The organism is Burkholderia sp. NLJ2 (assembly GCF_049487195.1).
GTDB classification, from domain to species: Bacteria; Pseudomonadota; Gammaproteobacteria; order Burkholderiales; family Burkholderiaceae; genus Burkholderia; species Burkholderia pyrrocinia.
Window position 1 is genome coordinate 637454 of record NZ_CP137810.1, and the last position, 26946, is coordinate 664399.

The 26946-nt window shown below is 67.0% G+C and carries 20 protein-coding genes; 10 read left to right on the forward strand and 10 right to left on the reverse strand.

Annotation, left to right across the window (positions count from 1 at the left end):
- Positions 1 to 31: 31 nt before the first annotated feature.
- The 8 genes from R9B84_RS25280 (at position 32) to R9B84_RS25315 (ending at position 14050) form a co-directional block, all read left to right on the forward strand.
- On the forward strand, positions 32 to 973 hold the full coding sequence (locus tag R9B84_RS25280; protein ID WP_423762758.1) for an alpha-E domain-containing protein: 942 nt from the start codon (positions 32 to 34) through the stop codon (positions 971 to 973).
- 9 nt (positions 974 to 982) lie between these two features.
- On the forward strand, positions 983 to 1978 hold the full coding sequence (locus tag R9B84_RS25285) for a transglutaminase family protein (RefSeq protein WP_423762759.1): 996 nt from the start codon (positions 983 to 985) through the stop codon (positions 1976 to 1978).
- A 93-nt stretch (positions 1979 to 2071) separates the two neighbouring features.
- On the forward strand, positions 2072 to 5485 hold the full coding sequence (locus R9B84_RS25290; protein WP_423762760.1) for a DUF2126 domain-containing protein: 3414 nt from the start codon (positions 2072 to 2074) through the stop codon (positions 5483 to 5485).
- A 214-nt stretch (positions 5486 to 5699) separates the two neighbouring features.
- Entirely contained in the window at positions 5700 to 8306 is a 2607-nt protein-coding gene (locus R9B84_RS25295) for a circularly permuted type 2 ATP-grasp protein (protein ID WP_423763577.1), read from the forward strand.
- Positions 8300 to 9340 carry a transglutaminase family protein gene (locus tag R9B84_RS25300; RefSeq protein ID WP_423762761.1) on the forward strand — a complete coding sequence of 347 codons (1041 nt, stop codon included), beginning with the start codon at positions 8300 to 8302 and terminating at the stop codon, positions 9338 to 9340. Before R9B84_RS25295 ends, R9B84_RS25300 begins: the two co-directional genes overlap by 7 nt.
- A gap of 551 nt (positions 9341 to 9891) precedes the next feature.
- On the forward strand, positions 9892 to 12063 hold the full coding sequence (locus R9B84_RS25305; protein WP_423763578.1) for a T6SS effector phospholipase Tle3 domain-containing protein: 2172 nt from the start codon (positions 9892 to 9894) through the stop codon (positions 12061 to 12063).
- Positions 12060 to 13541, forward strand: a complete 1482-nt coding sequence (locus R9B84_RS25310) for a virulence factor (protein ID WP_423762762.1) — start codon at positions 12060 to 12062, stop codon at positions 13539 to 13541. Before R9B84_RS25305 ends, R9B84_RS25310 begins: the two co-directional genes overlap by 4 nt.
- Positions 13542 to 13777: 236 nt before the next feature.
- A complete protein-coding gene (locus tag R9B84_RS25315) occupies positions 13778 to 14050 on the forward strand; it encodes a hypothetical protein (RefSeq protein ID WP_423762763.1) in 273 nt (90 codons plus the stop codon).
- A 60-nt stretch (positions 14051 to 14110) separates the two neighbouring features.
- On the opposite strand, the gene pip is transcribed toward R9B84_RS25315, so the two are convergent.
- Positions 14111 to 15043 carry a prolyl aminopeptidase gene (pip, locus tag R9B84_RS25320; RefSeq protein WP_423762764.1) on the reverse strand — a complete coding sequence of 311 codons (933 nt, stop codon included), beginning with the start codon at positions 15041 to 15043 and terminating at the stop codon, positions 14111 to 14113.
- A gap of 325 nt (positions 15044 to 15368) precedes the next feature.
- Here pip and R9B84_RS25325 point away from each other — a divergent pair, with 325 nt between their 5' ends.
- A complete protein-coding gene (locus R9B84_RS25325) occupies positions 15369 to 16520 on the forward strand; it encodes an acyltransferase family protein (protein ID WP_423762765.1) in 1152 nt (383 codons plus the stop codon).
- A 27-nt stretch (positions 16521 to 16547) separates the two neighbouring features.
- Here the strand turns inward: R9B84_RS25325 and R9B84_RS25330 are convergent, their stop codons facing one another.
- Entirely contained in the window at positions 16548 to 17366 is an 819-nt protein-coding gene (locus R9B84_RS25330; protein WP_423762766.1) for a multidrug ABC transporter ATPase, read from the reverse strand.
- A gap of 159 nt (positions 17367 to 17525) precedes the next feature.
- Positions 17526 to 18452, reverse strand: coding sequence for an N-acetyl-gamma-glutamyl-phosphate reductase (gene argC, locus R9B84_RS25335; protein WP_423762767.1), 927 nt, complete (start codon positions 18450 to 18452; stop codon positions 17526 to 17528).
- A gap of 124 nt (positions 18453 to 18576) precedes the next feature.
- On the opposite strand from argC, the gene R9B84_RS25340 reads away from it, so the two are divergent.
- Positions 18577 to 19461: a LysR family transcriptional regulator gene (locus R9B84_RS25340; RefSeq protein ID WP_423762768.1), complete on the forward strand. Its 885-nt coding sequence runs from the start codon at positions 18577 to 18579 to the stop codon at positions 19459 to 19461.
- A 189-nt stretch (positions 19462 to 19650) separates the two neighbouring features.
- On the opposite strand, the gene R9B84_RS25345 is transcribed toward R9B84_RS25340, so the two are convergent.
- The 7 genes from R9B84_RS25345 to R9B84_RS25375 are packed head-to-tail and all read right to left on the reverse strand — an operon-like array spanning position 19651 to position 26944.
- The gene (locus R9B84_RS25345) at positions 19651 to 20715 is read right to left on the reverse strand and encodes a 2-aminoethylphosphonate aminotransferase (RefSeq protein ID WP_423762769.1); all 1065 of its coding nucleotides are present in this window, start codon (positions 20713 to 20715) and stop codon (positions 19651 to 19653) included.
- The gene (gene aepY / locus R9B84_RS25350) at positions 20715 to 21896 is read right to left on the reverse strand and encodes a phosphonopyruvate decarboxylase (RefSeq protein ID WP_423762770.1); all 1182 of its coding nucleotides are present in this window, start codon (positions 21894 to 21896) and stop codon (positions 20715 to 20717) included. The genes R9B84_RS25345 and aepY overlap by 1 nt, the downstream gene beginning before the upstream one ends.
- Positions 21893 to 23581 carry a phosphoenolpyruvate mutase gene (gene aepX, locus R9B84_RS25355; protein ID WP_423762771.1) on the reverse strand — a complete coding sequence of 563 codons (1689 nt, stop codon included), beginning with the start codon at positions 23579 to 23581 and terminating at the stop codon, positions 21893 to 21895. Before aepX ends, aepY begins: the two co-directional genes overlap by 4 nt.
- A complete protein-coding gene (locus tag R9B84_RS25360; protein ID WP_423762772.1) occupies positions 23578 to 24345 on the reverse strand; it encodes an NTP transferase domain-containing protein in 768 nt (255 codons plus the stop codon). Before R9B84_RS25360 ends, aepX begins: the two co-directional genes overlap by 4 nt.
- A gap of 36 nt (positions 24346 to 24381) precedes the next feature.
- Positions 24382 to 25383 carry an HpnL family protein gene (locus R9B84_RS25365; RefSeq protein WP_423762773.1) on the reverse strand — a complete coding sequence of 334 codons (1002 nt, stop codon included), beginning with the start codon at positions 25381 to 25383 and terminating at the stop codon, positions 24382 to 24384.
- The gene (locus tag R9B84_RS25370; RefSeq protein WP_423762774.1) at positions 25380 to 26189 is read right to left on the reverse strand and encodes a HalD/BesD family halogenase; all 810 of its coding nucleotides are present in this window, start codon (positions 26187 to 26189) and stop codon (positions 25380 to 25382) included. The genes R9B84_RS25365 and R9B84_RS25370 overlap by 4 nt, the downstream gene beginning before the upstream one ends.
- Positions 26186 to 26944: a CDP-alcohol phosphatidyltransferase family protein gene (locus R9B84_RS25375; protein WP_423762775.1), complete on the reverse strand. Its 759-nt coding sequence runs from the start codon at positions 26942 to 26944 to the stop codon at positions 26186 to 26188. The genes R9B84_RS25370 and R9B84_RS25375 overlap by 4 nt, the downstream gene beginning before the upstream one ends.
- Positions 26945 to 26946: the final 2 nt, after the last annotated feature.

Here is a 26946-nt window from a genome sequence, read left to right on the forward strand (position 1 = left end):
GCGAACCGAACGAAGACGGAGTGGACACGAGATGCTTCTGGGACGAACTGCAAGCGGTCTCTACTGGATGTACCGCTATATCGAGCGCGCGGAGAACATCGCGCGCATCGTCGATGCCGGGCTGCGGATGGCGCTCACGCGCACGGCCGACGCGCCGGCCGAATGGTCGTCGGTGCTCGTCAGCTCGGGCGCCGACGAAGGCTACCGGCAGAAATACGACGCGTATGCGGCCGATACCGTGACCGACTACCTGCTGCGCGACCGCGACAACCCGTCGAGCGTGCTGGCGTGCATCGAGGCCGCGCGCTCGAACGCGCGGATGGTGCGCACGGCATTGACGCGCGAGGCGTGGGAGAGCGTGAACGGTGCGTGGCTCGCGCTGCGCCGCGCGCTTGCGGAGCCGGTGCCGGAGAGCGAGCTGCCGGCCGTGCTCGACGAGGTGAAGCGCGAAACCGCGCTGATCCTCGGCAGCTTCTACAGCACCATGCTGCGCAACGAGATCTTCGATTTCGCGCAGATCGGCGCGTACATCGAGCGCGCGGACAACACCGCGCGGATCATCGACGTGAAATACCACCTGCTGCTGCCGTCGGTGTCGCACGTCGGCACGATCCTCGACAACTACCAGTGGGAGACGATCCTGCGCTGCGTGGCCGCGCACCGTTCGTACCGCTGGGTGTACGACGTGCAGTACAAGCCGATGAACATCGCCGACTACCTGATCCTGAACGGTCGCATGCCGCGTTCGCTGCGTTATTGCTACGGGCGCGTCGTGTCGAGCCTGAACCTGCTCGCGAAGGATTACGGCGTGACACACCCGTGTCACGACACGGCCACGAAGATTCTGCAGATGCTGTCCGATACCTCGGTCGAGCGGATCTTCAAGAGCGGCCTGCACGAATTCCTGACCGACTTCATCGGCCGCAACAACAGCCTCGGGCTCGAAATCGCCCAGGCCTACAACTTCGACTGAGAACTTGCCATGCGACTCGCCATCCGACACATCTCGCGTTATCAGTTCGACGATCAAGCCACCCACGCGCTGCAACGGCTGCGGCTGCGCCCGCAGTCCGGGCCCGGGCAGACGGTGCGCGCGTGGCAGGTCACGATCGACGGCGTCGAGCCGACGTTGTCGTACGCCGACGGGTTCGGTAACCGGATCGACCTCGTGCGTCACGACCGCGGCACGAAGGCCGAGATCGTCGTCGTCGCGGCCGGCGTCGTCGAGACGCAGGACCGCGCGGGCGTTATCGGCAATCCCGAGGGTTATGCGCCGCCGTGGATCTTCGAGCGCGAGACCGCGCTCACGAAGGCCGGCGACACCGTGCGCGCGCTCAGCGAAGCGCTGCCGATCGAGCCGCGCGGCCTCGACGCATTGCACTGGCTGATGACGGAAGTGCACGGCCGCATCGCGTACGCGCCGAACCTGGCCGCCGACGCGCCCGTCGATGCGGAAACCGCGCTGCAAAGCGGCGAGGGCACGAGCCGCGACCATGCGCACGCGTTCATCGCGGCCGCGCGTGTGCTGAAGATTCCCGCGCGCTATATCTCGGGCTACGTGCTCGCCGACAGCGCGATGCAGCGCATCGCCGATGCGAAGCAGAACGCGGGCGACGAAGAAGAAGAGGAAGCGGTCGCGTTGCAGAGCGGCGAGGGCATGCAGCAGGCGCTCGGCGTGTCGCGTGCCTCACAGTCGCAATCGCAGTCGCAGTCTCAGGGACAGTCGCAGGCGGCGCTCGGCGCGCAGCCGCAAGCCGCCGCACTGATGCAGCAGCCGGCCGGCCATGCGTGGGCCGAGGCCTATGTCGAAGGGCTCGGCTGGGTCGGGTTCGATCCGTTCATGAACCGCTGCCCGGACGAGCGCTACGTGCGTATCGCGGTCGGCCTCGACTATCGCGACGCGCAACCGGTGACGGGGCTCGGCGCGACGGCCGTCGGCGTCGAGATCAGCGTCGTGCCGACACCCGAACTCGTCTGACCCGACGCGCGCTTTCGCCGAATCCGCCATGCCGGGCCGCCGCGTCGAGGGCGACGCGGCGCGTGCGGCCGGCTCAACCCGAATCGAGCTCCCATGTCCATTCACGTCGCGCTGCATCACACCACCCGCTATCGCTACGACCGGCTCGTCAACCTCGGCCCGCAGGTCGTGCGGCTGCGGCCCGCGCCGCACTGCCGGACGCCGATCCTCGCGTATTCGATGACGGTCGAACCCGCGCAGCACTTCATCAACTGGCAGCAGGACCCGTTCTCGAACTATCTCGCGCGGCTCGTGTTTCCGGAGCGCACGGAGTACTTCGAGGTCACGATCGATCTCGTCGCCGAGATGTCGGTGTACAACCCGTTCGACTTCTTCCTGGAAGCGAGCGCGGACCAATACCCGTTCAGCTATGACGACGCACTGAAGACCGAGCTTGCGCCGTATCTCGCATGCGATCCGCAAACGAGTGCGTCGCCGCTGTTCCGCGCGTATGTCGACGGCGTCGACCGCACGCCGGCCGGCACCGTGAATTTCCTCGTCGCGCTGAACCAGCAGCTGCAGCGCGACATCGGCTATCTGGTGCGGATGGAGCCGGGCGTGCAGACGCCCGTACAGACGCTGGAGCTCGCATCCGGCTCGTGCCGCGACAGCGCGTGGCTGCTCGTGCAGCTTTGCCGCCATCTCGGCATCGCCGCGCGCTTCGTGTCGGGCTACCTGATCCAGCTCACACCCGACGTGAAGTCGCTCGACGGCCCGAGCGGCACGTCGGTCGACTTCACCGACCTGCATGCGTGGTGCGAGGTCTACCTGCCCGGTGCCGGCTGGATCGGCTTCGATCCGACGTCGGGCCTGCTCGCCGGCGAAGGGCATATTCCGCTCGCGTGCACGCCGCAGCCGACCAGCGCCGCGCCGGTCGAAGGGCTGATCGACGAGTGCGAGGTGTCGTTCGAACACGAGATGGCGGTAACGCGCGTGTACGAATCGCCGCGCGTGACGAAGCCGTATACGGAATCGCAATGGGATGCCGTGCGCACGCTCGGCACGCAGGTCGACGGCGCGCTGGCGGCCGGCGACGTGCGGCTCACGCAGGGCGGCGAGCCGACTTTCGTGTCGATCGACGATCGCGACGGCGCCGAATGGAACACCGATGCGCTCGGCCCGACCAAGCGCGGCTATGCGACCGAGCTCGTGCAGCGGCTGCGCGCCGAATACGGCGACGGCGGCTTCCTGCATTTCGGGCAGGGCAAGTGGTATCCGGGCGAGCAGCTGCCGCGCTGGGCGCTGTCGATCTTCTGGCGCGCGGACGGTCAGCCCGTGTGGCACGATCCGTCGCTGTTCGCCGACGAGCGCGAGCCGTCCGCCTATACGACCGATGACGCGAAGCGCTTCATCGACGCGCTGGCCGCGCGGCTGAACCTGACCGGCGACTTCATCCTGCCCGGCTACGAGGACGTGTGGTACTACCTGTGGCGCGAACGCCGGCTGCCGGTCAACGTCGACCCGTTCGACTCGCGCCTCGACGACGAGCTCGAACGCGCGCGGCTGCGCAAGGTGTTCGAGCAGCAGCTCGACAGCGTGGTCGGCTACGTGCTGCCGGTCCAGCGTACAGATGACGCGCCGGGCCTCGACGGCCCGCGCTGGCAGACGGGCCCGTGGTTCTTCCGCGACGAGCGGATGTACCTCGTGCCCGGCGATTCGCCGATGGGCTATCGGCTCCCGCTCGATTCGCTGCCGTGGGCTGCCCGCGCCGACCATCCGTACCTGGTCGAGCGCGATCCGTTCGCGCCGCGCGACGCGCTGCCGGAAGCCGCCGCCATCCGTGCGCGCCATGCGGGGCCGGCCGACGCGCCGCGCTACCTGTCCGGCGTGCATCGCGAAGCATCCGCGCAGACTGTGATGCAGTGGCGCAACGACGGCACGGCCGCGGACGGGCGGCCCGCCGCGCACGATCCGCAGCGCCGGCCCGAGCGCTTTGAATCGGCCGCGTGGATCACGCGCACCGCGCTGTGCGTCGAAGTGCGCAACGGCATCCTGTACCTGTTCATGCCGCCGCTCGCCGCGCTCGAGGACTATCTCGAACTGCTCGGCGCGATCGAGCTGACCGCGCACGCGCTCGGCGTGAAGCTCGTGCTCGAAGGCTACCCGCCGCCGCGCGATGCGCGGCTGAAGATGCTGCAGGTGACGCCCGATCCCGGCGTGATCGAGGTGAACATCCATCCGGCCGCGAGCTTCGACGCGCTCGTCGATCACACCGAATTCCTGTACGACGCCGCGTGGCAGTCGCGGCTGTGCAGCGAGAAGTTCATGGTCGACGGCCACCACGTCGGCACGGGCGGCGGCAACCACTTCGTGCTCGGCGGCGCGACGCCGGCCGACAGCCCGTTCCTGCGCCGCCCCGACCTGCTCGCGAGCCTGATCGCGTACTGGCACAACCATCCGTCGCTGTCGTACCTGTTCTCCGGGCTGTTCATCGGGCCGACGAGCCAGGCGCCGCGCGTCGACGAGGCGCGCAACGATCAGCTCTACGAACTCGACATCGCGTTCGCCGAGATCCAGCGCAACAAGCTGCTCTACGGGCAGGACATGCCGCCGTGGCTCGTCGACCGCGTGCTGCGCAACCTGCTGATCGACGTGACGGGCAACACGCACCGCAGCGAATTCTGCATCGACAAGCTGTATTCGCCCGATTCGTCGACCGGCCGGCTCGGCCTGCTCGAACTGCGCGCGTTCGAGATGCCGCCGCATGCGCGGATGAGCATCGTGCAGCAATTGCTGCTGCGCGCGCTGGTCGCGCGCTTCTGGGCCGCGCCGTACACGACGCCGCTCACGCGCTGGGGCACCGCGCTGCACGACCGCTTCATGCTGCCCGCATTTCTTCAGATGGATTTCGACGACGTGCTGGCCGAACTGCGCGACGCCGGTTTCGCGTTCGATCCGGCGTGGTTCGCGCCGCACTTCGAATTCCGTTTCCCGCTGTTCGGCCAGATCGCGGTGAACGGGATGCAGCTGTCGCTGCGCGGCGCGCTGGAGCCGTGGCACGTGATGGGCGAGGAGGGCGCGCCCGGCGGCACGGTGCGCTACGTCGATTCGTCGGTCGAACGGCTCGAAGTGCGCGTGACGGGGCTCAACGACAACCGGCACGTCGTGACGGTCAACGGCCGTGCGCTGCCGCTGCAGCCGACCGGCACCGTCGGCGAATACGTCGCGGGCGTGCGCTACAAGGCGTGGTCGCCGCCGTCGGCGCTGCATCCGACCATCGGCGTGCATGCGCCGCTCACGTTCGACATCGTCGATACGTGGCTGCAGCGCTCGCTCGGCGGCTGCCGCTATCACGTCGCGCATCCGGGCGGGCGCAACTACGCGACGTTCCCCGTCAATGCGTACGAGGCCGAGAGCCGCCGGCTCGCGCGCTTCGTCGAGATGGGGCATACGCCGGGGCGGATGGACGTGTCGGCTGCCGCGCCGAGCCGCGAATTCCCGTTCACGCTCGACCTGCGGCGGCCGTGACGGGCCGATGAAGGGGCGGACGACGATGCGCGGTTCGCGACCTCCTGGCGCGCCGGCCGCTGGCGGCCCCGCCGGAATGCTAGGATGCGGGCAGATTGCGGCCGCGCGCCGCGGCCTGCCGCCCGTGCGGCGGCGTGCATGCGCGCCCGCGCCCTGACGACGAAACGACACTGTGCAGCCCATTCACTCCGACCATCTCGCCGATCCCGACGCGATGCCCACGCTATTCGATACCGGCGCGCAGCCGGACGCCGCCGAACTGGCCGCCGCGCTCGCGGCGCCGGCGGCTGCCGGTCGTTACGACGAACTGCGCGGCAGCGCGGCCGGCCTGAACGCGCCCGCGCTCGCGCCCGCATGGCGCAGTTTCTTCACATCGATCGGCAGCGACGGCGTGGCCGACCTCGATCGCCGCGCCGACGCGCTGCACCGGCGCATGCGCGAGAACGGCCTGTTCTACCAGTTGCACGAGCAGCGCGCCGGCGACGGCGCGGCCGGCCCGTGGTCGCTCGACCTGCTGCCGTTGATCGTCACGCCGGAGGATTGGGTCGCGATCGAACGCGGCGTGCTGCAGCGCGTGCGGCTGCTCAACGCGACGATGGCCGACCTGTACGGGCCGCAGACGATTCTGCAGCGCGGGCTGCTGCCGCCCGCGCTCGTCACCGGGCATCCCGGCTACCTGCGCGCGATGCGCGGCGCGCGCGTGCCGGGCGACACGTGGCTGCACGTCGTCGCGTTCGATCTCGCGCGCGGCCCGGACGGGCAGTGGCGGATCGTCGCGCAGCACACGCAGGGCGCGGCCGGGCTCGGCTACCTGCTCGAAAACCGGCTGATCGTGTCGCGGCTCTTTCCGCGCGGGTTTCGCGGGCTGCGCGTGCAGCGGCTCGCATCCGCATACCGCGCGCTGCTGCAGAGCATGCAGGCGCTCAGCCCGGCCCGCAAGAATTCGCGGATCGTGCTGCTGACGCCGGGGCCGCACAGCGCGACGTATTTCGAGCATGCGTATCTCGCGCGCTACCTCGGCCTCACGCTCGTCGAGGGCGGCGACCTGACCGCGCGCGACAACCACGTGTTCCTGAAGACGCTGCGCGGGCTCGAACCGGTGCACGGCATCCTGCGGCGCGTCGACGATGCATGGCTCGATCCGCTCGAACTGCGGCCCGATTCGATGCTCGGCGTGCCGGGGCTGCTGCAGGCCGTGCGCGCGGGCAACGTGCTGCTCGCGAATGCGCCGGGCTCGGGCTTCCTCGAATCGCCGGCCATGCTCGGCTTCATGCCGCGTCTCGCGGAAGGCTTGCTCGGCGAAACGCTGACGCTGCCGGCCGTGCATTCGTGGTGGTGCGGCGAGGCCGCCGCGTGCGACGACGCGTTGCCGCAACTCGCGCGCGGCATCGTGAAGGCGTCGTATCCGGCCGAGGTGCAGGCGGGCGGCCCGTTCGACCCGGTGATCGGCGCGCGGCTCACGCAGGCGCAGCTTGCCGGCTGGCGCGCGCGGATACTCGCGCAGCCCGAACACTACACGGTGCAGGCCGATCTGCCGCTGTCGCAGGCGCCGACCTGGCCGGGGCACGGCACGCCCGAAGGCAACGGCGGCGCGCGCATTGTGCCGAAACCGCTGCTGCTGCGCGTGTTCGCGCTCGCCGACGGCGCGCAGCGCTGGCGGCTCCTGCCCGGCGGGCTGTCGCGGGTCGGCACGCGCGACACGCTGTTCAACGCGCCGATGCCGCACGGCGGCAGCACCGTCGATACATGGGTGATGACCGAGGGCATCGTCGATTCGACGACGCTGCTGCAGACGCACCTCGGCCCCGACGACCTCGTCGAGCGGCCGCGCGCGATCGCGAGCCGCGCGGCCGAGAACCTGTTCTGGCTCGGCCGCTACACCGAACGCGCGACCAACCTGATGCGCCTGGCGCGCGCCGCGCTCGAACGGCTGCGCGGCGAGGACGACGTCGACAGCCCCGCGCATCTGGAGCTGATCGACACGCTGTGCCGCGACACGGGCCTGATCGCGGCCGATACGCCGAACGCCGTCGATGCGCCGCGCGCGTTCCAGCACGCGCTCGCGACGTCGCTGACGCGCGGCGCGGACCGCACGTCGGGCATCGCGTCGTGCCTGTTCGGGATGCGCGGCGCTGCCGCCGCGATCCGCGAACGGCTGTCGAGCGAGCAGTGGCGGCTGATCGACGACGCGACACAACTGTTCGCGGACAGCGCCGACCATCCGGAAGCCGATGAACAGATCGGCAACGAGGCGCTGCAACTGCTGGAGCGCCTCGGCCTGCTGCTTGGCGCGATCACGGGCGCGCAGACCGACCACATGACGCGCGACGACGGCTGGCGGCTGCTGTCGATCGGCCGGCAGATCGACCGGCTGGACTTCCTGTGCAGCGTGCTGAAGTTCGCGTTCGACGAAGGCGCCGTGTACCGGCAGGACGGCTTCGAGCTCGTGCTGGAGCTGTTCGACAGCACGATCACGTTCCGCTCGCGGTTCCAGCGCGGCTTCGACGTCGCGCCGCTGCTGTCGCTCGTCGTGCTCGATACCGACAACCCGCGCTCGCTCGGCTGGGTCGTGCAGGCGCTGCGCGGCCGGCTGGCGAAGGTCGAGCGCAGCGAAGGTTATGCACTGTCCGAGCTGGCCGAGACGATCCCGGACGTGCCGGCGTGGTCGCTGCACGAGCTGTGCGAAACCGCCGACGGCGGCCGGCACGACACGCTGCTCGCCGCGCTCGACGCGACGGTGAAGGCGGTCTGGGTGTTGTCGAACCGGATCGGCGAACGCTATTTCAGCCACGTGCGCGAGGCGGGCAGGACGCTATGGTGACGACGAAAGGCACGGCGAAAACGCCGTCCGGTTCCGGCAACGGACGACAGGCAGCGGCACCGGCACCGTCCGCGCCGTCTTCCGTTGCGCCCGGCCGATTGCTGCGCGTCACGCACGACACCGAATACCGTTACGCGGCACGCGTCGAATCGGCACAGCACCAGGCGCGCCTGCAACCGCTCGCGACGCCGCGCCAGCAGGTGCTGTCGTTTGCGCTCGACATCGAGCCCGCGCCGGAATCGATCTGCACGGAGATCGACGCGTTCGGCAACGCGCGCGCATCGTTCGCGCTGAACCAGCCGCACGACGCGCTGCTCGTGCGCAGCCGCAGCACGGTGCGCGTGACGCCGCCCGTGTGCTCGCGCGGTGCGCGCGGCGAGCCGCCGCCCGCGATCGCGCATCCCGACGGAAAACAGGCGACCGCATGGGAAGCCGTGCGCGACCGCTTGCGGTTCCGCGCGGGGCAGCCTTACGACGCGGCGAGCGAATTCGTGTTTGCTTCGCCGCACGTCGCGTGCGATCCCGAACTCGCCGCGTATGCGGCCGCGAGCTTCACGCCGCAACGGCCGCTCGTGCAGGCCGCCTGGGACCTGATGCGGCGCGTGCACGCCGATTTTGCGTACACGCCGAACAGCACCGACATCACGACGTCGGCACTCGATGCGCTGCGGTTGCGCAAGGGTGTCTGCCAGGATTTCGCGCACGTGATGATCGGCGCGCTGCGCTCGCTCGGGCTGGCCGCGCGTTACGTGAGCGGTTATCTGCTCACGCAGCCGCCGCCCGGACAGCCGCGGCTGATCGGCGCCGACGCATCGCATGCGTGGGTCGAGGTGTACGACCCGGCTTGGCCAGAGGACAACGGCTGGCTGCAGCTCGATCCGACCAACGACCGCGCGCCGGGCGATGACTACGTGATGCTGTCGATCGGCCGCGACTACGCGGACGTGACGCCGCTGCGCGGCGTGATTCGCGGCGGCGGCGCGGATCAGGAGCTGAAGGTCGGCGTGACGGTCGAGCCGCTCGATGCGGCTTGATGACGAGTGGCGGCACGTATTCGCCCTTCGATGATGCGTTGATCCTGCGCGTTTGTAGTGCTCCCGTCTTCTCTCGGTTGGCGGCACGCCCGTGCCGGCCGACCCTGTCTCTCGTCTGTTCACTTCCACATGATCGTAGAAATGCACGCCCATGACGGGCGGCATGAAGTTGCCGTTCGGCCATTCATGGCACGTGTGCGGTTTCGTACTTGACCGTGAGACATAGCGGCAGACAGACGCATTTTTCACGTGATTTGATCAGACGGGTTCGATTTTTCTCCAGAGCAAGAAACAGCGCTTGCGCGCTGGTGGGCTGATTTTCGATGATCCGGATGCCCGTTCGTGTCCCGGCCCGTTTGAATGGCTGGCGGCATGGATTGGCGAAGGATGCCCAACCACGCGCAGGAGCCAGGATGACTCAGCCTTACCCCGGTCTTGAATCGACGACAGACGAATTCGGCGTGTCGTCAGTCAATGCAGCCGCGTCAGGTGGCCCCGCGTCATCGGGCGAACCGCCGGAGATCGTCGTCGGTCGCGTTGAAGGGGTAACGATGTTCGCCGCGGACACACGATTGATCTGCGTGAAGCAACTGCCATTGCCGGGTGTCGTTATCTTCGTGCACGGCGTGAATTCGGAGGGGGAGTGGTTCGACGCGGCTGAACAGGGCCTGTGCGATGGCTTGAATCGCCGGCTCGGGCGCTTGAACGATCAGATGATGTATCTCGGTATCGACGCGGGGCAGATGTTGCCGGCTACGTACACCGAAAGCGTGACGCCGGATGGGTTTCTGAATCCGGATCTGCTGCCGGACAATTACGTCAAGCCCGATCCGTCGTTTTCGCCTGTCATCCACTTTCGCTGGGGCTATAAGGCAACCATCGAGGAACTCAAAGAGTACGGCGACAAGATTTTCTTGAACGAGAAAGACTATTGGGGCGGCGGCCCGTTCGTCAACGGCTGCTCGAGCCTGCCCGATCTTTGGCAAGCCGGTCTCGACGACCGCGCGTTCGGATGGACGACCGTGCAGGGCATCAACCCGATCAATCGACCGCTATATCGCGCGCCGCCGCGCGCTTATGGCGCGCTCGCTGCATTGCGACTCGCGAAACTGATCGAATCGATCCGTCGAATGCAGGCCGACGTGCCGATCACCGTCGTGTGCCACAGTCAAGGCAACATCGTCGGCCTCATGGCGGCGTTCTTCGGCGATGCGCTGCCGGACGTGGAGGATCCGTGGGGACGCAAGGGGCGCTGCGTGGCGGACGCCTACGTGCTGGCAAATGCGCCATACAGCCTCGCGAACGGGAGCGGCCCGAAAAAATCCGATACGTTCATGGATACTTGGTCGCAGCGCGGGATGAAGGACGCGAAGGGAAACCGGGGGCGCCAGACATATGCGGCGCGTGTGCAGACCTTCGGCAAATTTCTGTCGATCGTCGGTGCGCGCGCCGCCTGCGAGCCGCCGCCCGACAAGGTCGACGAAGACATGGCAAACAGCCGAGTGTCTCCGACCAGTTGGCGATCCTACGCGGCGCAGGCGGATCGTGAGCGATTCGGCCTGAATGCATCGACGTCCGGGCGCGTCACGGTGTATTGCTGCCCGCATGACCAGGTCATTTCAGCGTTGACGGTTCAGGGCATTGGCTGGCGGGGCATCAGCAAAGACGAGCTGACCGACATCGGCGCGTCCGGCATCCTGACGCAACGCGTATTTGCGTCAGGCTTCCCGGTTGGCGTTCAGAAATCGTATCGGTATTGGCAAGACGACTGGCGACATCGCAAGCGAGAGACAAAACCGGGCTTCTGGTATCCGCCTTCGCCGTCCGCCCGATTCAATCTGATCGGTGCACTCAATGGCAACGAAAGCGTGCTGGGAATGATGGTCACATTGGTGACATCACCGGTCATGTTTGTGTTGACCCGGGTGAGTTCGACATTGGACATGTTTCGCGTGAATGCAGATCCGCCGGAGGATTGGGCGGTGGCCGCCGATGCCCCGGCGCTGGACGAGCCGTTCACGCCGAAGGCGTTGCGCTTCGGCAATCCGATCGAGACGCGGGACGGCGACGCGGTCAGCGATTTCAACGAAGACAACGATCCGCCCGCTGCGTGGCGAGATGCAGGCAAGACCGACGCGGACAAACAGGCGGACGATCCGTACGACCGGTACAAGGCGAAGAACAAGGACGGCAATGCCCAGGGAACCGCGATGACCGAGGCCGGACAGCGTTACGAGGATCGGGCCGTGATGCGCATGGAGGCACGCCGCGAGCGGAATGCCGCATGGCTCGATGAAGCCGGCCGCGCAATCGGCGAGAACGCCAATAGCGTGGCGCCCGAAGGCTACAAGGAATGGCGCGACAGGAAAATTACCGACTTGCTCGATCGCGGTATGACCAATAGCCCGACGAACCATTCGACGACGATGACCAACCCGGAGCACGCAGAAAAGGCGCTTGCGTATGACGTGGCCATCGGTCCGTGTTATCTCACACCCATTCAGATGGTTGGCTTGCGGATCGAGGCGGATTGGAGAATGGGCGAAGGGCTTGGACGAGACCACCCGAACAAAAAGTACGCTGACTATTTTGCATCCGGACGTATCGCCGACCTGGCGATACACGAATGGGTACACGCGGATGGTAGCGAGGGCAACATGCCGGGCAAGATCGTCGACGAACGCGAAGGGCAATTCTATCTGAGCGTCGGAGGCGTCGTATGAAGGCAGTGATTGCTACGTGGCCACGACGCATCGCGTTGGCAGTCGTGGCGTGGATTGTCTCGACCCTGATGATGCTCGCCCTGATGGAACATCTGGATCACCCCCTCCCGTCATTACTCGAAACAGGAGATTGGATGAAGCGACTCGTGATTGCTCCCGGCCTGATGGCTCTGATGGTGCTCTTGTCGACTACTGCATTGGTGCGCCCCACTCAAGCCGCGCTGAACCCGGAATCAGCGGCTATTGCCACTTCACCGGCGGACGAATCCCCAAAGCCATTCGTGGCACAGGTAGTCGGTCTGATCTGGTTGAATCCGTTGCAGCGTCGGGACTACCCGACGGAGTGGCAATTGTTGTGGACGCAAGGACTTGTTAAACCGAACAAGAACGATGACATGGTGCGAACGAACGCGGAGAAATACTCGTCGCTTCGGTCAATCGGGGCTTTGGTATATGGCAATCGTGGAACAGAAACTTTCAACGGCTTCTATGCCAAGTATGTCGATAAGTTTCTCTTGCTGATGAACACGCGTTATGGAACAAACGCGAAATACTTCTATACGGCGGCGCCCGAAAATTCGAAGGATTGGCGCGAGGTTGCCGGCCAGCGTATCGAACTTGCGATTCCGAATCGACTCGAGCCACAGGACGCGCACGACTGGTTGCGCAAGCGCATGAAGAGTTTCTACAGATTTGGCGAGCCGTTCCCGAAGACACTCTGGCGCCGCAGCGAACTTCCCGACGTGCAGATCACCCAGGGTGACGCGAACGCCGGATTTACGTCGCTGAACAAGGCACTCGACTACTTGCAGGCGAACCCCGACAAGAGCGTGTGGGTGATGAACTGGGATGCGCCGAACTTCCCGCCGACGGACGCGCAAATCAACGAGAACCTCGTCGTGCTGTTCCTCGCCGGTCCGACCTTCAACACGGAGCGTGAGCCGCTCGCATGGATCGGCAACGCTGCGACTGGCGATACGGAGGCTTTTTCGCCGAAAGTCGGCACGACGCGTACCGTGCAAGCCTGGAAGGCAACCATCGATCAGGCTGCGCGCAACGCCGGCATAGCCGTTCCGGACATCAAGTACATCGTCCACGATGCGGGCAACGGCAGCGATGTTGCGTCCACGCGCCTTGTTGCGCTGTCGCAGACCCTGACCGAAACCCTGCCGGAATACGACCATGGTAAGCAGGCATTCAACACGGCAGCATTGCTCGGCGACATGGGCACGGGCAGTGCGCTAACCGACGTCGCGTTGGCAATCGGTCGTATCAACCACTTCGGAGGAAACGCACTCGTTGCCGGTACGACCGACCCGCGTCATCCTGTCGCCGTCGTGGTGACGCCGCCGTCGAAGCTCACTCGGATAGATCCGGACACGGATTGGTTCCGTGCACGCGGCGAAAACAACGCCTATCTACCGTGGTGGGGCCGTCGACACGACACCAACTACGGGATACAGGGCTTTTCGTGGTGAATTTCGATAGCGCGAGGAGTCGCCCAGTTCGGGCAGCCATCATGCTTATCCGGTGGCAACGAGAAACTGCATGATGCCTGGAGCCGCTTTAAGTCTTCGTTAATACTGCACGCCTAGCATGGTCGTGCAGGCGAACGGATCGAGGCCCGATCCGGCGCCGGCGGCACGCGCGGGTGCGTCGACGTCACGGCGCCGCGCCGTCGCGCCTCGCCATTCCCTTGCAACGGCGACAGATCATGATCAAGCACTTCGACTACACGCTCGGCAGCGAGACGATTGCGCTCTGCGCGAGCTTCGGCGCGGGGCCGGCGTTGCGGCGCGTGCTCGTGAGCCGTGCGGATTCGATGGAAACGCTGGTGGTGCTCGACGCGCGCGGCCTGACGGGCCTGCTGAAGGTGGCGACCGAAGAACCGGAAGGGCTGCTCGACGACGCGATCCGCAAGGTCGGCGACGAACAGCTCGTCGAGCGGGCGATCAGCGGCAGGACGATCGTCGAAACCGCACTGTGATCGGGCGGCGCGGCGCATGCCGGCAGGCATGGCCGCACGCGCCGCGTTGCGTTGCGTCGATTACGCGGCGAACCGGTCCGTTGCCGCGAGCAGCGCTTGCAGGATCCCCGGCTCGTTGTATGCGTGCCCGGCGCCGGGCACGATCTCGAACGTCGCGTCCGGCCACGCCTTCGACAGGTCCCATGCGGTGCGCGCGGGCGTCGCGACGTCGTAGCGGCCTTGCACGATCACGCCCGGAATGCCGGCGAGGCGATGCGCGTCGCGCAGCAACTGGCCTTCTTCGACGAAGCCATTGTTGACGAAGTAGTGGTTTTCGATCCGCGCGAACGCGAGTGCGTAGTGGCCGTCTGCGAAGTGCGCGGCGAGCGCCGGATCGGGCAGCAGCGTGATCGTGCGGCCTTCCCAGATGCTCCATGCGCGCGCGGCTTCGAGCTTCGCGGCTTCGTCGTCGCCCGTCAGCCGGCGATGGTAGGCGGCCATCAGGTCGTCGCGCTCGGCCTCCGGAATCGGTGCAAGGAACGCTTCCCACAGGTCGGGGAACAGCCACGACGCGCCTTCCTGGTAGTACCACAGCAATTCCGCGCGACGCATCGTGAAGATGCCGCGCACGATCAGCGCGCTCACGCGTTCGGGGTGCGTTTCCGCATACGCGAGCGACAGCGCGCTACCCCACGAGCCGCCGAATACGAGCCATTGCTCGGCGCCGACCATTTCGCGCAGGCGTTCGATGTCGGCGACCAGATGCCACGTCGTGTTGTTCTCGAGGCTCGCATGCGGCGTCGAGCGCCCGCAGCCGCGCTGGTCGAACAGCAGGATGTCGTAGCGCTCCGGGTCGAACAGGCGGCGATGGTCGGGGCTGCAGCCCGCGCCGGGGCCGCCGTGCAGGAACACGGCGGGCTTGCCGGCCGGGTTGCCGCAGCGCTCCCAGTAGATGCGATGGCCGTCGCCGGTGTCGAGGTGGCCGTGGGCGTAGGGTTCGATCGGTGGGTACACAGGCAGGCTCCGGGTGAGGGGTGACAGGAGGCGGACGAGTGGGCCGGTGTGCGGGCGGGGCACGGTACTGCGGGTAGTGCGGCGCCGCAAAAATTCGTTGCGTGGGCATCGGACCGGCCGCCGCCGGACAAGGCTTGTCATTATGCCAATTCGCCGCCGCGGACGTCGGCTCGCCAGGGCGTGCGCCGTCGCCGGTGTCCGCCCCGGATTTTTGACGTAATTTCATTCCGATATTTTTCATACAAAATCCCGGCGGCATATCGGCGTGCCGACCGGGGCGCCTGCCAATCTCCTGCTTCTTTACCGTGCCAACGGGAACCAGCCGATGAACCATCGCGTCACGCAGTTGACCGGGTTGCGCGCCGTCGCGGTGTCGATGGTTGTTATCGGACACGCCGAGCACGTGTTGCCCGGCGGCTACACGGGCTGGTACGCGCCGTTGCGGCTGATCGCCGACGGCCGGCTCGGCGTGCTGATCTTCTTCGTCCTCAGCGGTTTCCTGATCACCAACGTGCTGCGCGCCGAGTTCGTGCGCACGGGCGGCATCGCGCTGACGTCGTTCTACGTGCGGCGCGCGTTGCGGATCTGGCCGGCCTGCTATGTCTATCTCGCGGCAGTCGCGATCGTGGCCTTTGCCGGTTGGTTCGACGTCGATCGCCGGCAGTGGCTGTATGCCGCGCTGCACCTGTGGAATTACTCGGCGTGGTTCGGGCTGACCGCCGACAACGCGCTGCATCCGGACGGCGCGTGGTATCTCGGCCACTTCTGGTCGCTCGCGCTCGAGGAGCAGTTCTATTGGTTCTGGCCGCTGCTGTTCGTGTACGGCACCCGCCGCGGCGGCACGCGCTGGCTGGCCGCGTTGATCCTGATCGTGCCGCTGGTGCGCGCCGTCACGTATTTTGTTGCACCGGCGCTGCGCGGGCAGCTCGGGATGATGCTCCATACAGGCGTCGATCCGATCCTGATCGGCTGCTATGCGGCGCTCAACCGCGAACGGCTCGAAGCGTGGATCCGCTCGTGGCGCGGCGAGACTCGGATCGTGACGGCGATCGTCTTCATCGTGCTGTTCGGCATGCCGCTCGCCGAACATCGGCTCGGCGGCTTCTGGAACGCGACGTACGGCGTGACGCTCGAAGCCGCGCTGATCGCGATCGTGATCGTCGTGCTGAATTTCCGCGGCGAGTTCTGGTGCGCGCGCTGGCTGCGCGCGCGGCCGGTCGTGTTCATCGGCACGATCTCGTTCAGCCTTTATCTGTGGCAGCAGCCGTTCGCGAACCCGGATCTGCCGATCGCGCATGCGTTTCCGCTCGGCATCGTGTGGGCGCTGCTGGCCGCGACCGCCAGTTATTTCCTCGTCGAGCAGCCGTTCCTGCGGCTGAAGGATCGCTATACGGCGCGCGAGGCGCGACGCGTGCGCGACGACTCACTGCGGATGCCGGCGCCGACCGATGCGATCGGGCCGAAGGTGGTGGAGTAGGCGGGCTCGGCCCGGCCCGCCACTGCGTTACTTGAAGCGCTTCATTGCCCCAGGCGAATACCAGAAGTTCCGGAACATATCGATCCCGTACGACTTGCCGTCGTAGTGGACGACGGTGCGGGAGGTTCGCTTGCCGCTGTCCGAATAGTCGCCGTTCTTACGCTGCGTCTTGGTGATGCGGGCCGTGATCGACAGGTCTGCGAAGCCGTGGCTCGAGGTGTTCTCGACCGCGATCGTCATGTGCGCCGACTCGCTGCTCGCGTCGCCGACGCCGGGGCCACAGGCCTCGCCCTCGACGCCGACCCAGCCGTCCAGGTTGGTACCGAACACGGGACGGATGCGATTCCCTTCGCGAACCCACAGCGTCATTTCGTTCTCGGCGTAAGCATCGGGGCAACTCGGCCCGCGCGCGCTGCTCGTGAACACGACGCCGAATGCACGCACGTCGGGCGACAGCCGATATGGCGCGGTGTCGATGCGATAGCTGTTCTCGCCGATCTCCGTCGCCGCATCTTCCTGCACCACCGCACGATCGGCCGCAACGACCTTGCCGCCTTCGACGAGCGCGACGATCTGCAGCTTGTTGCTCTCGTTCGGATTCTTGCTCTTTGGCAGCGAATCGAACGCGACGGCCGCGATCGTCGTGCCCGGCGCGTTCGGCATGACCTTGCACGCCGACGCGATGACGAGCCGGTCCGCGTCGCGCGTGGCAATGCGTGCGCTTGCGATGCCGGCCCAGCGGGCGACGGCCGTGACGGTATCGTCGCCGCAAGGCTGGCTGTCGGCGGCGTGCACGGCGGGAGCGGCGGCGAGCGCCAGAAAAGGAACGAAGCGACGGATTTTCATGGTCTCGATGGGAAAACGGGTTCTTCGCAAATTTCCCGGGAACGCGGGGCAGAGCGTCGGTGTCCGGCCAGTTTAAGTCACTCGACTGCGACGACCAGATTGCCAACAAGCGTTGGCATACAGGCGCAGCCGAACATCAGGGCAAGCCATCGGCCACCATTACTGCGCGAGCATCAGGTTCAGGTTCTGAACCGCAGCGCCGGCGGCGCCTTTGCCAAGATTATCGAAAACCGCGGATAGGAGAACGTGCCCGTGTTCCATGTTGGGAAACACGCTCAAGCGCATATCGTCGGTACCGTTCAGCACCTGCGGATCCAGCTGCTTCAAAACGCACGATTCGTGCAGCGGCAACACTTGTACGTGGGCCGCCCCGGCATAGTGGCGTGCGAGGCACGCGTGTAACGTGGCGCCATCTACGTCGGGTGCCAGCAGCTGCACATCCAGGGGCACCGTCAGCACGATGCCCTGGCGGAACGCACCATACGCAGGGACGAAGATCGGACGCCGCGCGAGTCCGGCGTGCTGCTGGATCTCCGGCGTGTGCTTGTGCGCGAGCTCCAGACCATACACCTGGTACGACGGTGCGTTGACAGCACCCGGCCCCTCGTGTTCTTCCACCCCGGCACGCCCGCGTCCGGAGTAACCAGACACCGCGTAAATGCTGATCGGGTGGTTCCCTGGAATGAGCCCGGCGTGCAGCAGGGGACGCAGCAGGCCAATTGCACCGGTCGGATAGCAACCTGGATTGGTGACCCGACGCGCGGACGCAATGCGCTCGGCCTGTCCCGGAGTCATTTCCGGAAAGCCGTATGTCCAGTCCGGCTGGGTGCGATGGGCGGAACTTGCGTCGATTACCCTGACGGCAGGGTTGACAATGGCGCCCACCGCCTCGCGCGCGGCGTCATCGGGCAGGCAGAGGATGGCGATGTCGCAGGCGTTGATGGCTTCGGCGCGACGCCTGGAATCCTTGCGTTCCGCCGCGGGAAGCGTGACCAGTTTCAGATCGGTCCGGCCGCGAAGCCGTTCGTGAATTTGCAACCCGGTGGTGCCTTGGTCGCCGTCGATGAAAACAAGGGGAGAGCTCATGCGCGCGGTACTCCGGTGACTGGTAACAAGTGGAACGAGCCTGTTATCTTCCGCGCACCGCTAGAATAGCGAAAGTTGAATTTCATAACCTGGACATTCAGTTTTTCTGAATCGGGACGCCGACATGCGAGAGATCAGCCTGGACCGCTTGCGCACCCTGGTCGCGATTGCCGACCGTGGCTCATTCGCCGACGCGGCGCGTGCGTTGCATCTGGCGCCGCCAACGGTCAGCCTCCATATCGCTGAACTGGAAGAGCGCATCGGGGCTCCGCTCCTGTCGCGCAAGCGCGGGCATGTTCGACCGTCGGCAACGGGCGAGTTGTTGGTCGAGCGCGCACGTCGACTGTTGGCCGACGCGGAACAGGCGTTAGACGATGTTCACCGCCAGGTTCAAGGGCTTGTCGGGCGTGTTCGGCTCGGAGCGTCGACCGGCGCGATTGCGCATCTTTTGCCGCAAGCGCTTGAAGTGCTGCGTCAGCACCATCCCGCTATCGATATTCAGATCGCGGTACTCACCTCGCATGAAACGTTAACCCGATTGGCGGACGGGACGCTGGATATCGGGCTGGTCGCACTGCCTCAGCCTCCGGTGGCCGGACTCGTGATAAAGCCGTGGCGGCGCGACCCCGTGATGGCCTTCGTGCCGGCGCATTGGCGGTGTCCGGCTCGCATTACGCCTGAATGGCTCGCCGCTCAACCACTCATTCTCAATGATGCGACCACGCGTCTCTCGCGCCTGACTGCGGAGTGGTTTGCGACCGGAGGTCACCATCCCGCGCCACGCATTCAGCTCAATTACAACGATGCGATCAAGAGTCTGGTAGCGGCAGGTTATGGCGCGACGCTGTTGCCTCATGAGGCCACTACGCCATTACCCGACACGCGCATTGTCATGCGTCCGCTGCGCCCGGCGTTGTGGCGTCGGCTCGGCGTCGCGCATCGTGCGGGGCACGTCGAGCGTTCGACGCAACATGTACTCGATGCGTTGTGGGATCTGCGATTGGCGTAGGAGTTTGCCCTTTCTCGCTTCGGTTCGTTCTCGCGACGGGGCGGTAGCCTGTTGCACGCCACGACGAACGAACGGCCGGTTTGTAGATATTCGACAGGCCGACTTGGGTCGACAAGCGACGCCCACCGAAATCCGCGAAAAACAAAAAAGGCCCTTGCGGGCCTTGGGTCGACGAGAAAGGGCAACCGCTTACCGCGTCAACTCGGTAAACCCATCCAGCAACCGGTCGACGTCAGCCGCTTCGATCGCGCCCATCGTCGAGATCCGGAACAGTTCCTTCGACAACCCGCCTTGCCCCGCGTAGATCACGAAGCCGCGTGCCTTCAGGCCGTCGTGCAGCGTCTCGTACGTGACGCCCTGCGGCAGCCGGTACGCGCGCAGCACGACCGACGACGCGCCTTCCGGCAGCACCAGCGGCATCCCGCGCGCGGCGAGGCCGGCCTGCGCCTGGTCGGCGAGCGCCTTGTAATGCGCATGGCGCGCACGCCAGCCGCCGGCTTCGTCGAATTCGCGCAGCGCCTCGACGAGCGCGTAGTACGCGTGCACCGACGGCGTGAACGGCGTGTTGCGCTGGTCCTGCAGCTTCGCGAGACGGCCGAGGTCGAGGTAGTACGTGCGGCTCGCGGCCTTCGCGAGCGCGCTGCGGCGCACGATCACGAATGCCGCGCCCGGCACGCCGTGCAGGCACTTGTTCGCGGTCGCGGCAACCGCGTCGATGTCGCCGCCGGCGAAGTCGATCGCTTCCGCGCCGAAGCTGCTGACGCCGTCGACGAGCAGCTTCACGCCACGCGAACGGCAGACTTCGGCGATCGCATTGAGGTCGTTCAGGCGGCCCGTCGTCGTTTCGTGATGAATCACCGCGACGTGCGAATAGCCGCCAGCGTCGAGGCGCGCGGCGATCTGCGCGAGGTCGGGCGCCTGCATCCATTCGTGCTTCAGCACGTCGTGCGCGATCCCGTACTGCGTCGCGATCTGCGCGATCCGCTCGCCGTACACGCCGTTCTCGATCACGAGCAGCTTGCCGTCCTGCGGCACGAGCGCCGCGATCATGCTCTCGACGGCGGCGGTGCCCGAGCCCGTCATCAGCACGGCGGCCCATTCGGCCGGATCGAGTTCGTATGCGGCGACGAGGCGCGCGCGCGCTTCGTCCTGCAGATCGAAGAATTCGCTTTCGCGATGGCACAGGTCGGGTTGCAGCAGGCTGCGGCGCACGCGTTCGGTGAGCGTGACCGGGCCGGGATTCAGCAGCAGCATCAAAGGGCTCCTTCAGCGTGGGCTTCGGTCTGCGCGGCGCCGATGTGCCGCATCAGACGGGTCTTGACCTCGACCGGCGTGACGGTCGGGCGGGGCAGGCCGTCGGGCACGCCCGTGCGGATCGCAACGCGCACGAACTGAACCCCGTCACCTGACGCAGCCAGCGTCGCATCGAGCACGTCGAGCGTGTCGCCTTCGACCGCCGACGCATAGCCGCACGCAGCCGCGACGCCCGCGAACGACACATGCTGCGACACGGTTGCCTGGCCGCCCGTCGATTCGTGCGCGCCGTTGTCGAGCAGCACGTGCGTGAGGTTGGCCGGGCCGTAGGTGCCGAGCGTCGCGAACACGCCCATGCGCATCAGCGCGGCGCCGTCGCCGTCGACGGCCACCACGCGCAGGTCGGGGCGCGCGAGCGCGAGGCCGAGCGCGAGCGGCGTCACGCAGCCCATCGAGCCGACCATGTACAACTGGTTCGGGCGATCGTCGATTGCATAGAGTTCGCGGCCGCAGAAGCCGGTCGACGCGAGCACGACGGTCGAGTCGACCGGCGTGTGAGCGATCACGCGCTGCAGCGCGTCGTGACGGGTCGGCCATGCATCGGCCGACGCGGCGCGCGACGACGCTTGCGCGGCGACATGCGCGCGCGGCTGCGCCGCCGGGTTCGCCTTCAGTTCATACGGCGCGACGCTGCCTTTCTGCATCACGAGCGCGTAGGGGCGGCCCGTCGCGTCCATGTGCGCGATCGCGCGGTCGAGCGCCGGGCCGACCTGTTCGGGGTCGGTCGGGAACGTCTCCCACGGGATCTCCATCGTGTCGAGCATCGCGGGCGTGATCGGGCCCATCAGCGCGTGCTGCGGCTCGTCGGCGACGCCGGGCTGGCCGCGCCACGTGACGATCAGCAGTTGCGGCAGGCGGAACGTCCAGGTCAGCGACGTCAGCGGGCTCACCGCGTTGCCGAGCCCCGAGTTCTGCATCATCGCGATCCCGCGCTTGCCGCCGAGCGTCGCGCCCGCGATCAGCGCGACCGCGTCGCCTTCGTTCGCGGCCGACACGTAGTGCAGCGTCGGGTCCTGCAGCACGTAGTTGATGAACGGCGTCAGGTACGAGCAGGGCACGCCCGCGTACCAGTCGAAGCCGCGTTCGCGCGCAGCCTCGACGAACTGGGCCGCTTCGATCATTGCGCGCCCCCGTTGCCGGCACCCGGTTCGGACAGCGGCGTCTGGCCGTGCGCGAAGTCGCCCGCGCGGCGGAAGTCTTCGAGATCGTTGACGCCGCGCCAGTGGCCGTGCACGTACTGCACCTCGATCTTCTCGCCGGCGGCGATCAGTTCGTTGAGCAGCGACGGGATGTCGAGCGTGTCGAAATCGTCGCGCGCCTGCAGCGTCGCGAGCATCGCCTTCAGGCGGTCGACGCCGGCGCCGCGCACGTTCAGAAGGCCGATCCAGCGGCCGTGCGGCGTGCCGGCGGCGACGTCGCTCGATACACGTTGCAGATACGTCTTCTGGCCGAACAGGCCGCGATCGTCCGCAGCTGAGCAGAGTGCGAAGTCGCGCACGCTCTGGTTGGTCGGCTGCGTCAGCGACGAATCGACGACGACGCTGAATTCGGCCTCGCTCTCCGCGAGGTCGCGCAGGATGTAGCTGCGGAACAGCAGGTCGCCGTACGAGATCACGGTGTCGCCGGTCAGGCGTTCCGCCGCGCACGCGAGCGACGCGAGTTCGCCGGTCTGCGCATGGCGCTCGTTGACGACGAGCTTGATGCCCGACGTGTCGATCGCATCGGCGCGATAGCCGCCGACCACGGTGATGTCGTTCACGCCTTGCTTCTTGAAGCCGTCGACGAGCCAGCGCAGCAGCGGCTTGCCGGCGACCGGCAGCATGACCTTGGGCTTGTCTTCGGTGACGGCTTCGAGGCCCTTGCCGCGGCTCGCGGCGAGCACGACCGCCGCGTTCGACGCGCGCGACGACGACGACAGGTAGATGCGCTCGGCCGCCGAGTATTCGTCGGCGTCCTGCAGGCGGAAGATCTCGTTGACCGATGCGACGCGGTCTTCGACGTTGATCAGCGTTTCGTTCTCGTGGATCTCGCGCGCGACGGCCTGCATCGCCGACGCCGATGCGCGGATCAGGTGGTTCGCCCAGATCACGGTGCTGATGCCGGCCTGGCGGAACACGTCGGTCGGCGTGCTGTAGTACTTGGTCGGCACGATCACGAGCGGCGCCTTGCCGCTCCATTCGCGCGCGAACTGCAGGATCTCGTCCGGGCGCGACAGCTTGCTGTGGATCAGGATCGCGTCGGCGCCGGCTTCCGCATACGCGTTCGCGCGGCGCAGCGCCTCGTCCATCCCCCAGCCCGCGATCAGCGCCTCGACGCGCGCGACGATCGAGAAGTCGGGATCGGTCTGCGAATCCTTGCCGGCCTTGATCTTGCCGCAGAACTCGTCGATCTCGGCGAGCGGCTGGCGCTCGCCGTCGATGAAGCTGTTCGTTTTCGGGAACTGCTTGTCCTCGATGCAGACGCCGGCGATGCCGCGCTGTTCGAGCTTCTTCACGAGGCGGCGCACGTTGTTGAAGTTGCCGTAGCCGGTGTCGCCGTCGAGCAGGATCGGCAGGTCGCTCGCGTCGGCCATGAATTCGAGCACGTCGACGACCTGCGTCCAGCTGGCCTCGTTGTTGTCGCGCACGCCGAATTGTGCGGAGATCGCGAGGCCCGATGCCCAGATCCCCTTGAAACCGGCCTCGCGGACGATCCGCGCGGACAGGCCGTTGTGCGCTTCCATCAGGAATTCGAGGTCGCTGCTGACGAGCATGCGGCGCAGGCGCGCGCTGCGCGATTCGGTGAAATTGGGTTCGCGTGCGTTCATCGTGCGGCTCCGGCGGTAGTACGTTGAATCAGGGGGAGGATTTCTTGCGTCGCGCGTGCGACGTCGTTCGGGAAGTCGATCTCGATCCACGGCGAGCCGGTGACGTCGGCGACGTCGAACGAATGGCCGCCTTCGAGCAGCAGGTCGCGCACGGCTTCTTCGTGCGGCATGTTCGCGCGGCCGCTGTCGACGTAGCCCGCGACGATCGTCGCGAGGCGGCGCGCGGTGCCTTCGGTGAAGCGGAAGAAGCCGACCGATTCGCCGATCGTGTCGTAGTCGAGGTCGACCGCGAGCTGCTTGCGCAGCTCGACCGGCACGCCGTTCTTCACGCACAGCTTGACGGGCTCGTCGCCGGCCTCGAAGTCGCGATCGATCAGGAGGCGATCGACCGACTTGTCCGGATCGGCCACCAGCGCGTGCAGGATGTTCTCGTCATACAGCACGTCGGCGTCCATCAGCAGCACGTCGCCGCCGCGCGTCATCGCATCGGCGACGGTATGCACGGTCAGCACGCTGCCGAGGTCGTAGCGCTCGTTCAGCACGATCTCGGCCTGGCGGCCGAGGCGCTTCAATTCCTGCTCGACCTTCCCGGCCTGGAAGCCGAGCCCGAGCACGATCTCGTCGATGCCCGCGGCGTCGAGCACGCGCAGATGGCGCTCGAGCAGCGAAACGTCGTCGAAGCGCAGCAAGCACTTCGGGAACTGCGCCTCGGGCGGTTGTTGCAGGCGCAAGCCGAGGCCTGCCGCAAGAATGATGGCTCGCATGGGTTCTCCAACCAAAAAGCCGGCGGATCTGAACGATCAGTCGGCGAGCGGCTGCGGCGCACGGCGCCGCTGCCAGTTTCTTTCACTGAAATGCAGATAGAGCAGGCCGGGCAGGCCGAGCGCGAGTTCGCGCGCGCGCTTCGCGAGCGACAGCGCGAGCGCCGCGTCGGGCGGCAGGCCGACCAGCGGCGCGAGCAGCAGGTAACCGCCTTCCTGCGCGCCGAGCGAGCCCGGGATCGCGAAGGCCGCGCCGCGGATCGCCTGGCCGACGCTTTCGAGCAGCAGCGCGTCGAGCCAGCTCACCGGGTGCCCGAGGAAGTGCAGCGCGAGCCACACTTCCGCGGTGCCGACGATCCAGCCGACGAGGCTCAATGCGAAAGTCTTCGCGACCTTCGCACGATCGCGGTACAGCGCACCGACCGCGTCGTCGATCGCGTCGGCGCGGGTCGCGAGCGACGACCAGTCGCGCGGGCCGAGCAGCTTCGACGCGAGGCGCAGGCCGCGGCCGAACAACCCGCGCCGCTGCGCCACGTAGAACAGCGCGGCGAGCGCGCCGAGCACGCCGGTGGCGATCAGCGCGGGCGTACGCAGGTGCGCGACCGACTCGTGCGTGGCATACAGGCTGAACGCGGCGATGCCGATCAGCGCGAACGCCATCTGCGCGAGCGCCTGCATCGTCGTGCTGACGGTCACGGCGGCGGCCGCGTCGGCCATTCGCGTGCCGCGCTGCGCGAGGTGGCGCACCATCAGCACGGGGCCGCCGATCTGCCCGGCGGGCAGCAGGCTGTTGACCGATTCGCCGACCCAGCGCGCGCGCAGCGCGTTGCCGAGTTCGGCGCCCGGCTGGCCGCGGCGGAACATCACGGAGATCGCGATCGCGTCGATCACGAGCGGCACGACGTGGAACGCCGCGACGAGCGCGAGGCCCCAGCCGGCCGCGAGGAACGTGGACGCGACCGCGCCGACGCCCTGCCATGCCAGGAGTGCGATGAAGAGTGCCGTCCCGAGGGACAGCAGGATCAGGCCGGCGCGTGTCATGATCCGGTCGTGCGTCGCGTGGCCAGTTGCTTAAACACCTGGCGGAAACCGAAATACGCGATCGCGTCCTTCATGTTCGAGATGAAGCGCTTCCACGGCCGCATGCCGGGGTTCGTCACGTATTCGAAAGTCAGCGACACGCGCATCTCGTTCTGGCCGAGCGGCGTGATGCGGTGGCGCAGCTTGTCGCCGTCGAACAGCACGATGCCGCCGTCGGCGATCTGCACGGAGCCCGGTTCGTCGGGCACGTCCGGGTTGCGCGTGTGCAGCTCGTAGTCGAGCCGGCACGACGATTCGTCGATCACGCCGATCAGCAGCGTGTAGCGGCGGCCGTCGTAGTACGACGTGTCGTAGTGCCAGCCGATGTGGTCGCCGGGCTTCGTGTAGTAATACAGCGCATACGCGTGCGGATCGTCGTCCGGCGACAGCATCAGCTTGTCGCCCGTGACCTTCTCGAGAAAGCCGATCAATGCCTTCGACCGATACAGCTCGGCGATGTACGGCGCCTGTTCGTCGATCGTATGGCGGCTCACGCTGCCGCCCTGCTTGTGGCCGGGCAGGTAATTGCGGTTCAGGCCGGCCCGCATCGCGCGGGCGGCGGCCGCGAGCTTCGCGTGCGCGTCGGCCGGCAGGAAGGCGTCGAGGTACAGGAACGACCCCTGGCGCGTGTAGTCGCTGCGCAGGCGGTCGAGGTCGAGATGGCCGACGCAGTCGGCCACCGTGCGATCGGGGGCGGACGCGGCCGCGCGCGCAGGCGCGGGGCGTGCCGGGCTCAGCACGGAGTCGTCGCGCGTGCTCGGAGTCATTTGGAAGCCTGGATTTCGGTTGGGTTTTGAGCGCCTCCGGACCTGTCGCTGCGCGCCAGGCCCCCCGAGGGGGACAAGAAGACCTGGGGCGGCACGGCGTTTTCTTGCGGGAGGTTGCCGCGCCGGACGATGCGCCACCAGTCGATCACGACCCACGCGGCGAACAGCGGGGCGCCGATCGACGCCGCGAGCAGGAACGGCTCGACGCCGTCGACGAGCGTCACGATCGGCAGCAGGTACAGCACGTCTTCGGTCTCGAAGCCGCCGGCGAATGCCTGCTTGGTGCCGGCCTTGCCGGCGATCGATTCGATCCGCATGCGCAGGAAGAAGATCAGCGCGACGGCCGCGCCGGCCAGCGCGCCGAGCAGCACCGGCGACGCGGCCATCTGGCCGCCCTGGGCGACGATGCCGAGGCCCATGCTGACGAACAGCGCGATCGTCACGAGCGCATCGGCCGCGAGGTCGTAAAAGTGACCGATCTTGCTGGACTTGCCGCTGATGCGCGCGAGTTCGCCGTCGGTGTGGTCGACGAAGTTCGACAGCACGATCAGGAACGCGCCCGCGTTGCTCCAGCCGAAGCCGCCGTGCGCGAGGCACCAGGCGCCGGCGAGGCCAATCAGCAGACGAAGCGTAGTGAGGTGATTCGGGGTGACCGGCGTATCGACAAGCGGTCGGACAAGCGAGCGCGCGAGCCGCGCATCCCAGGTGCGTGGCAGGGGGGGCTCGGAGCGTGTGGCGGTTTTTCTTTGGTCCATCG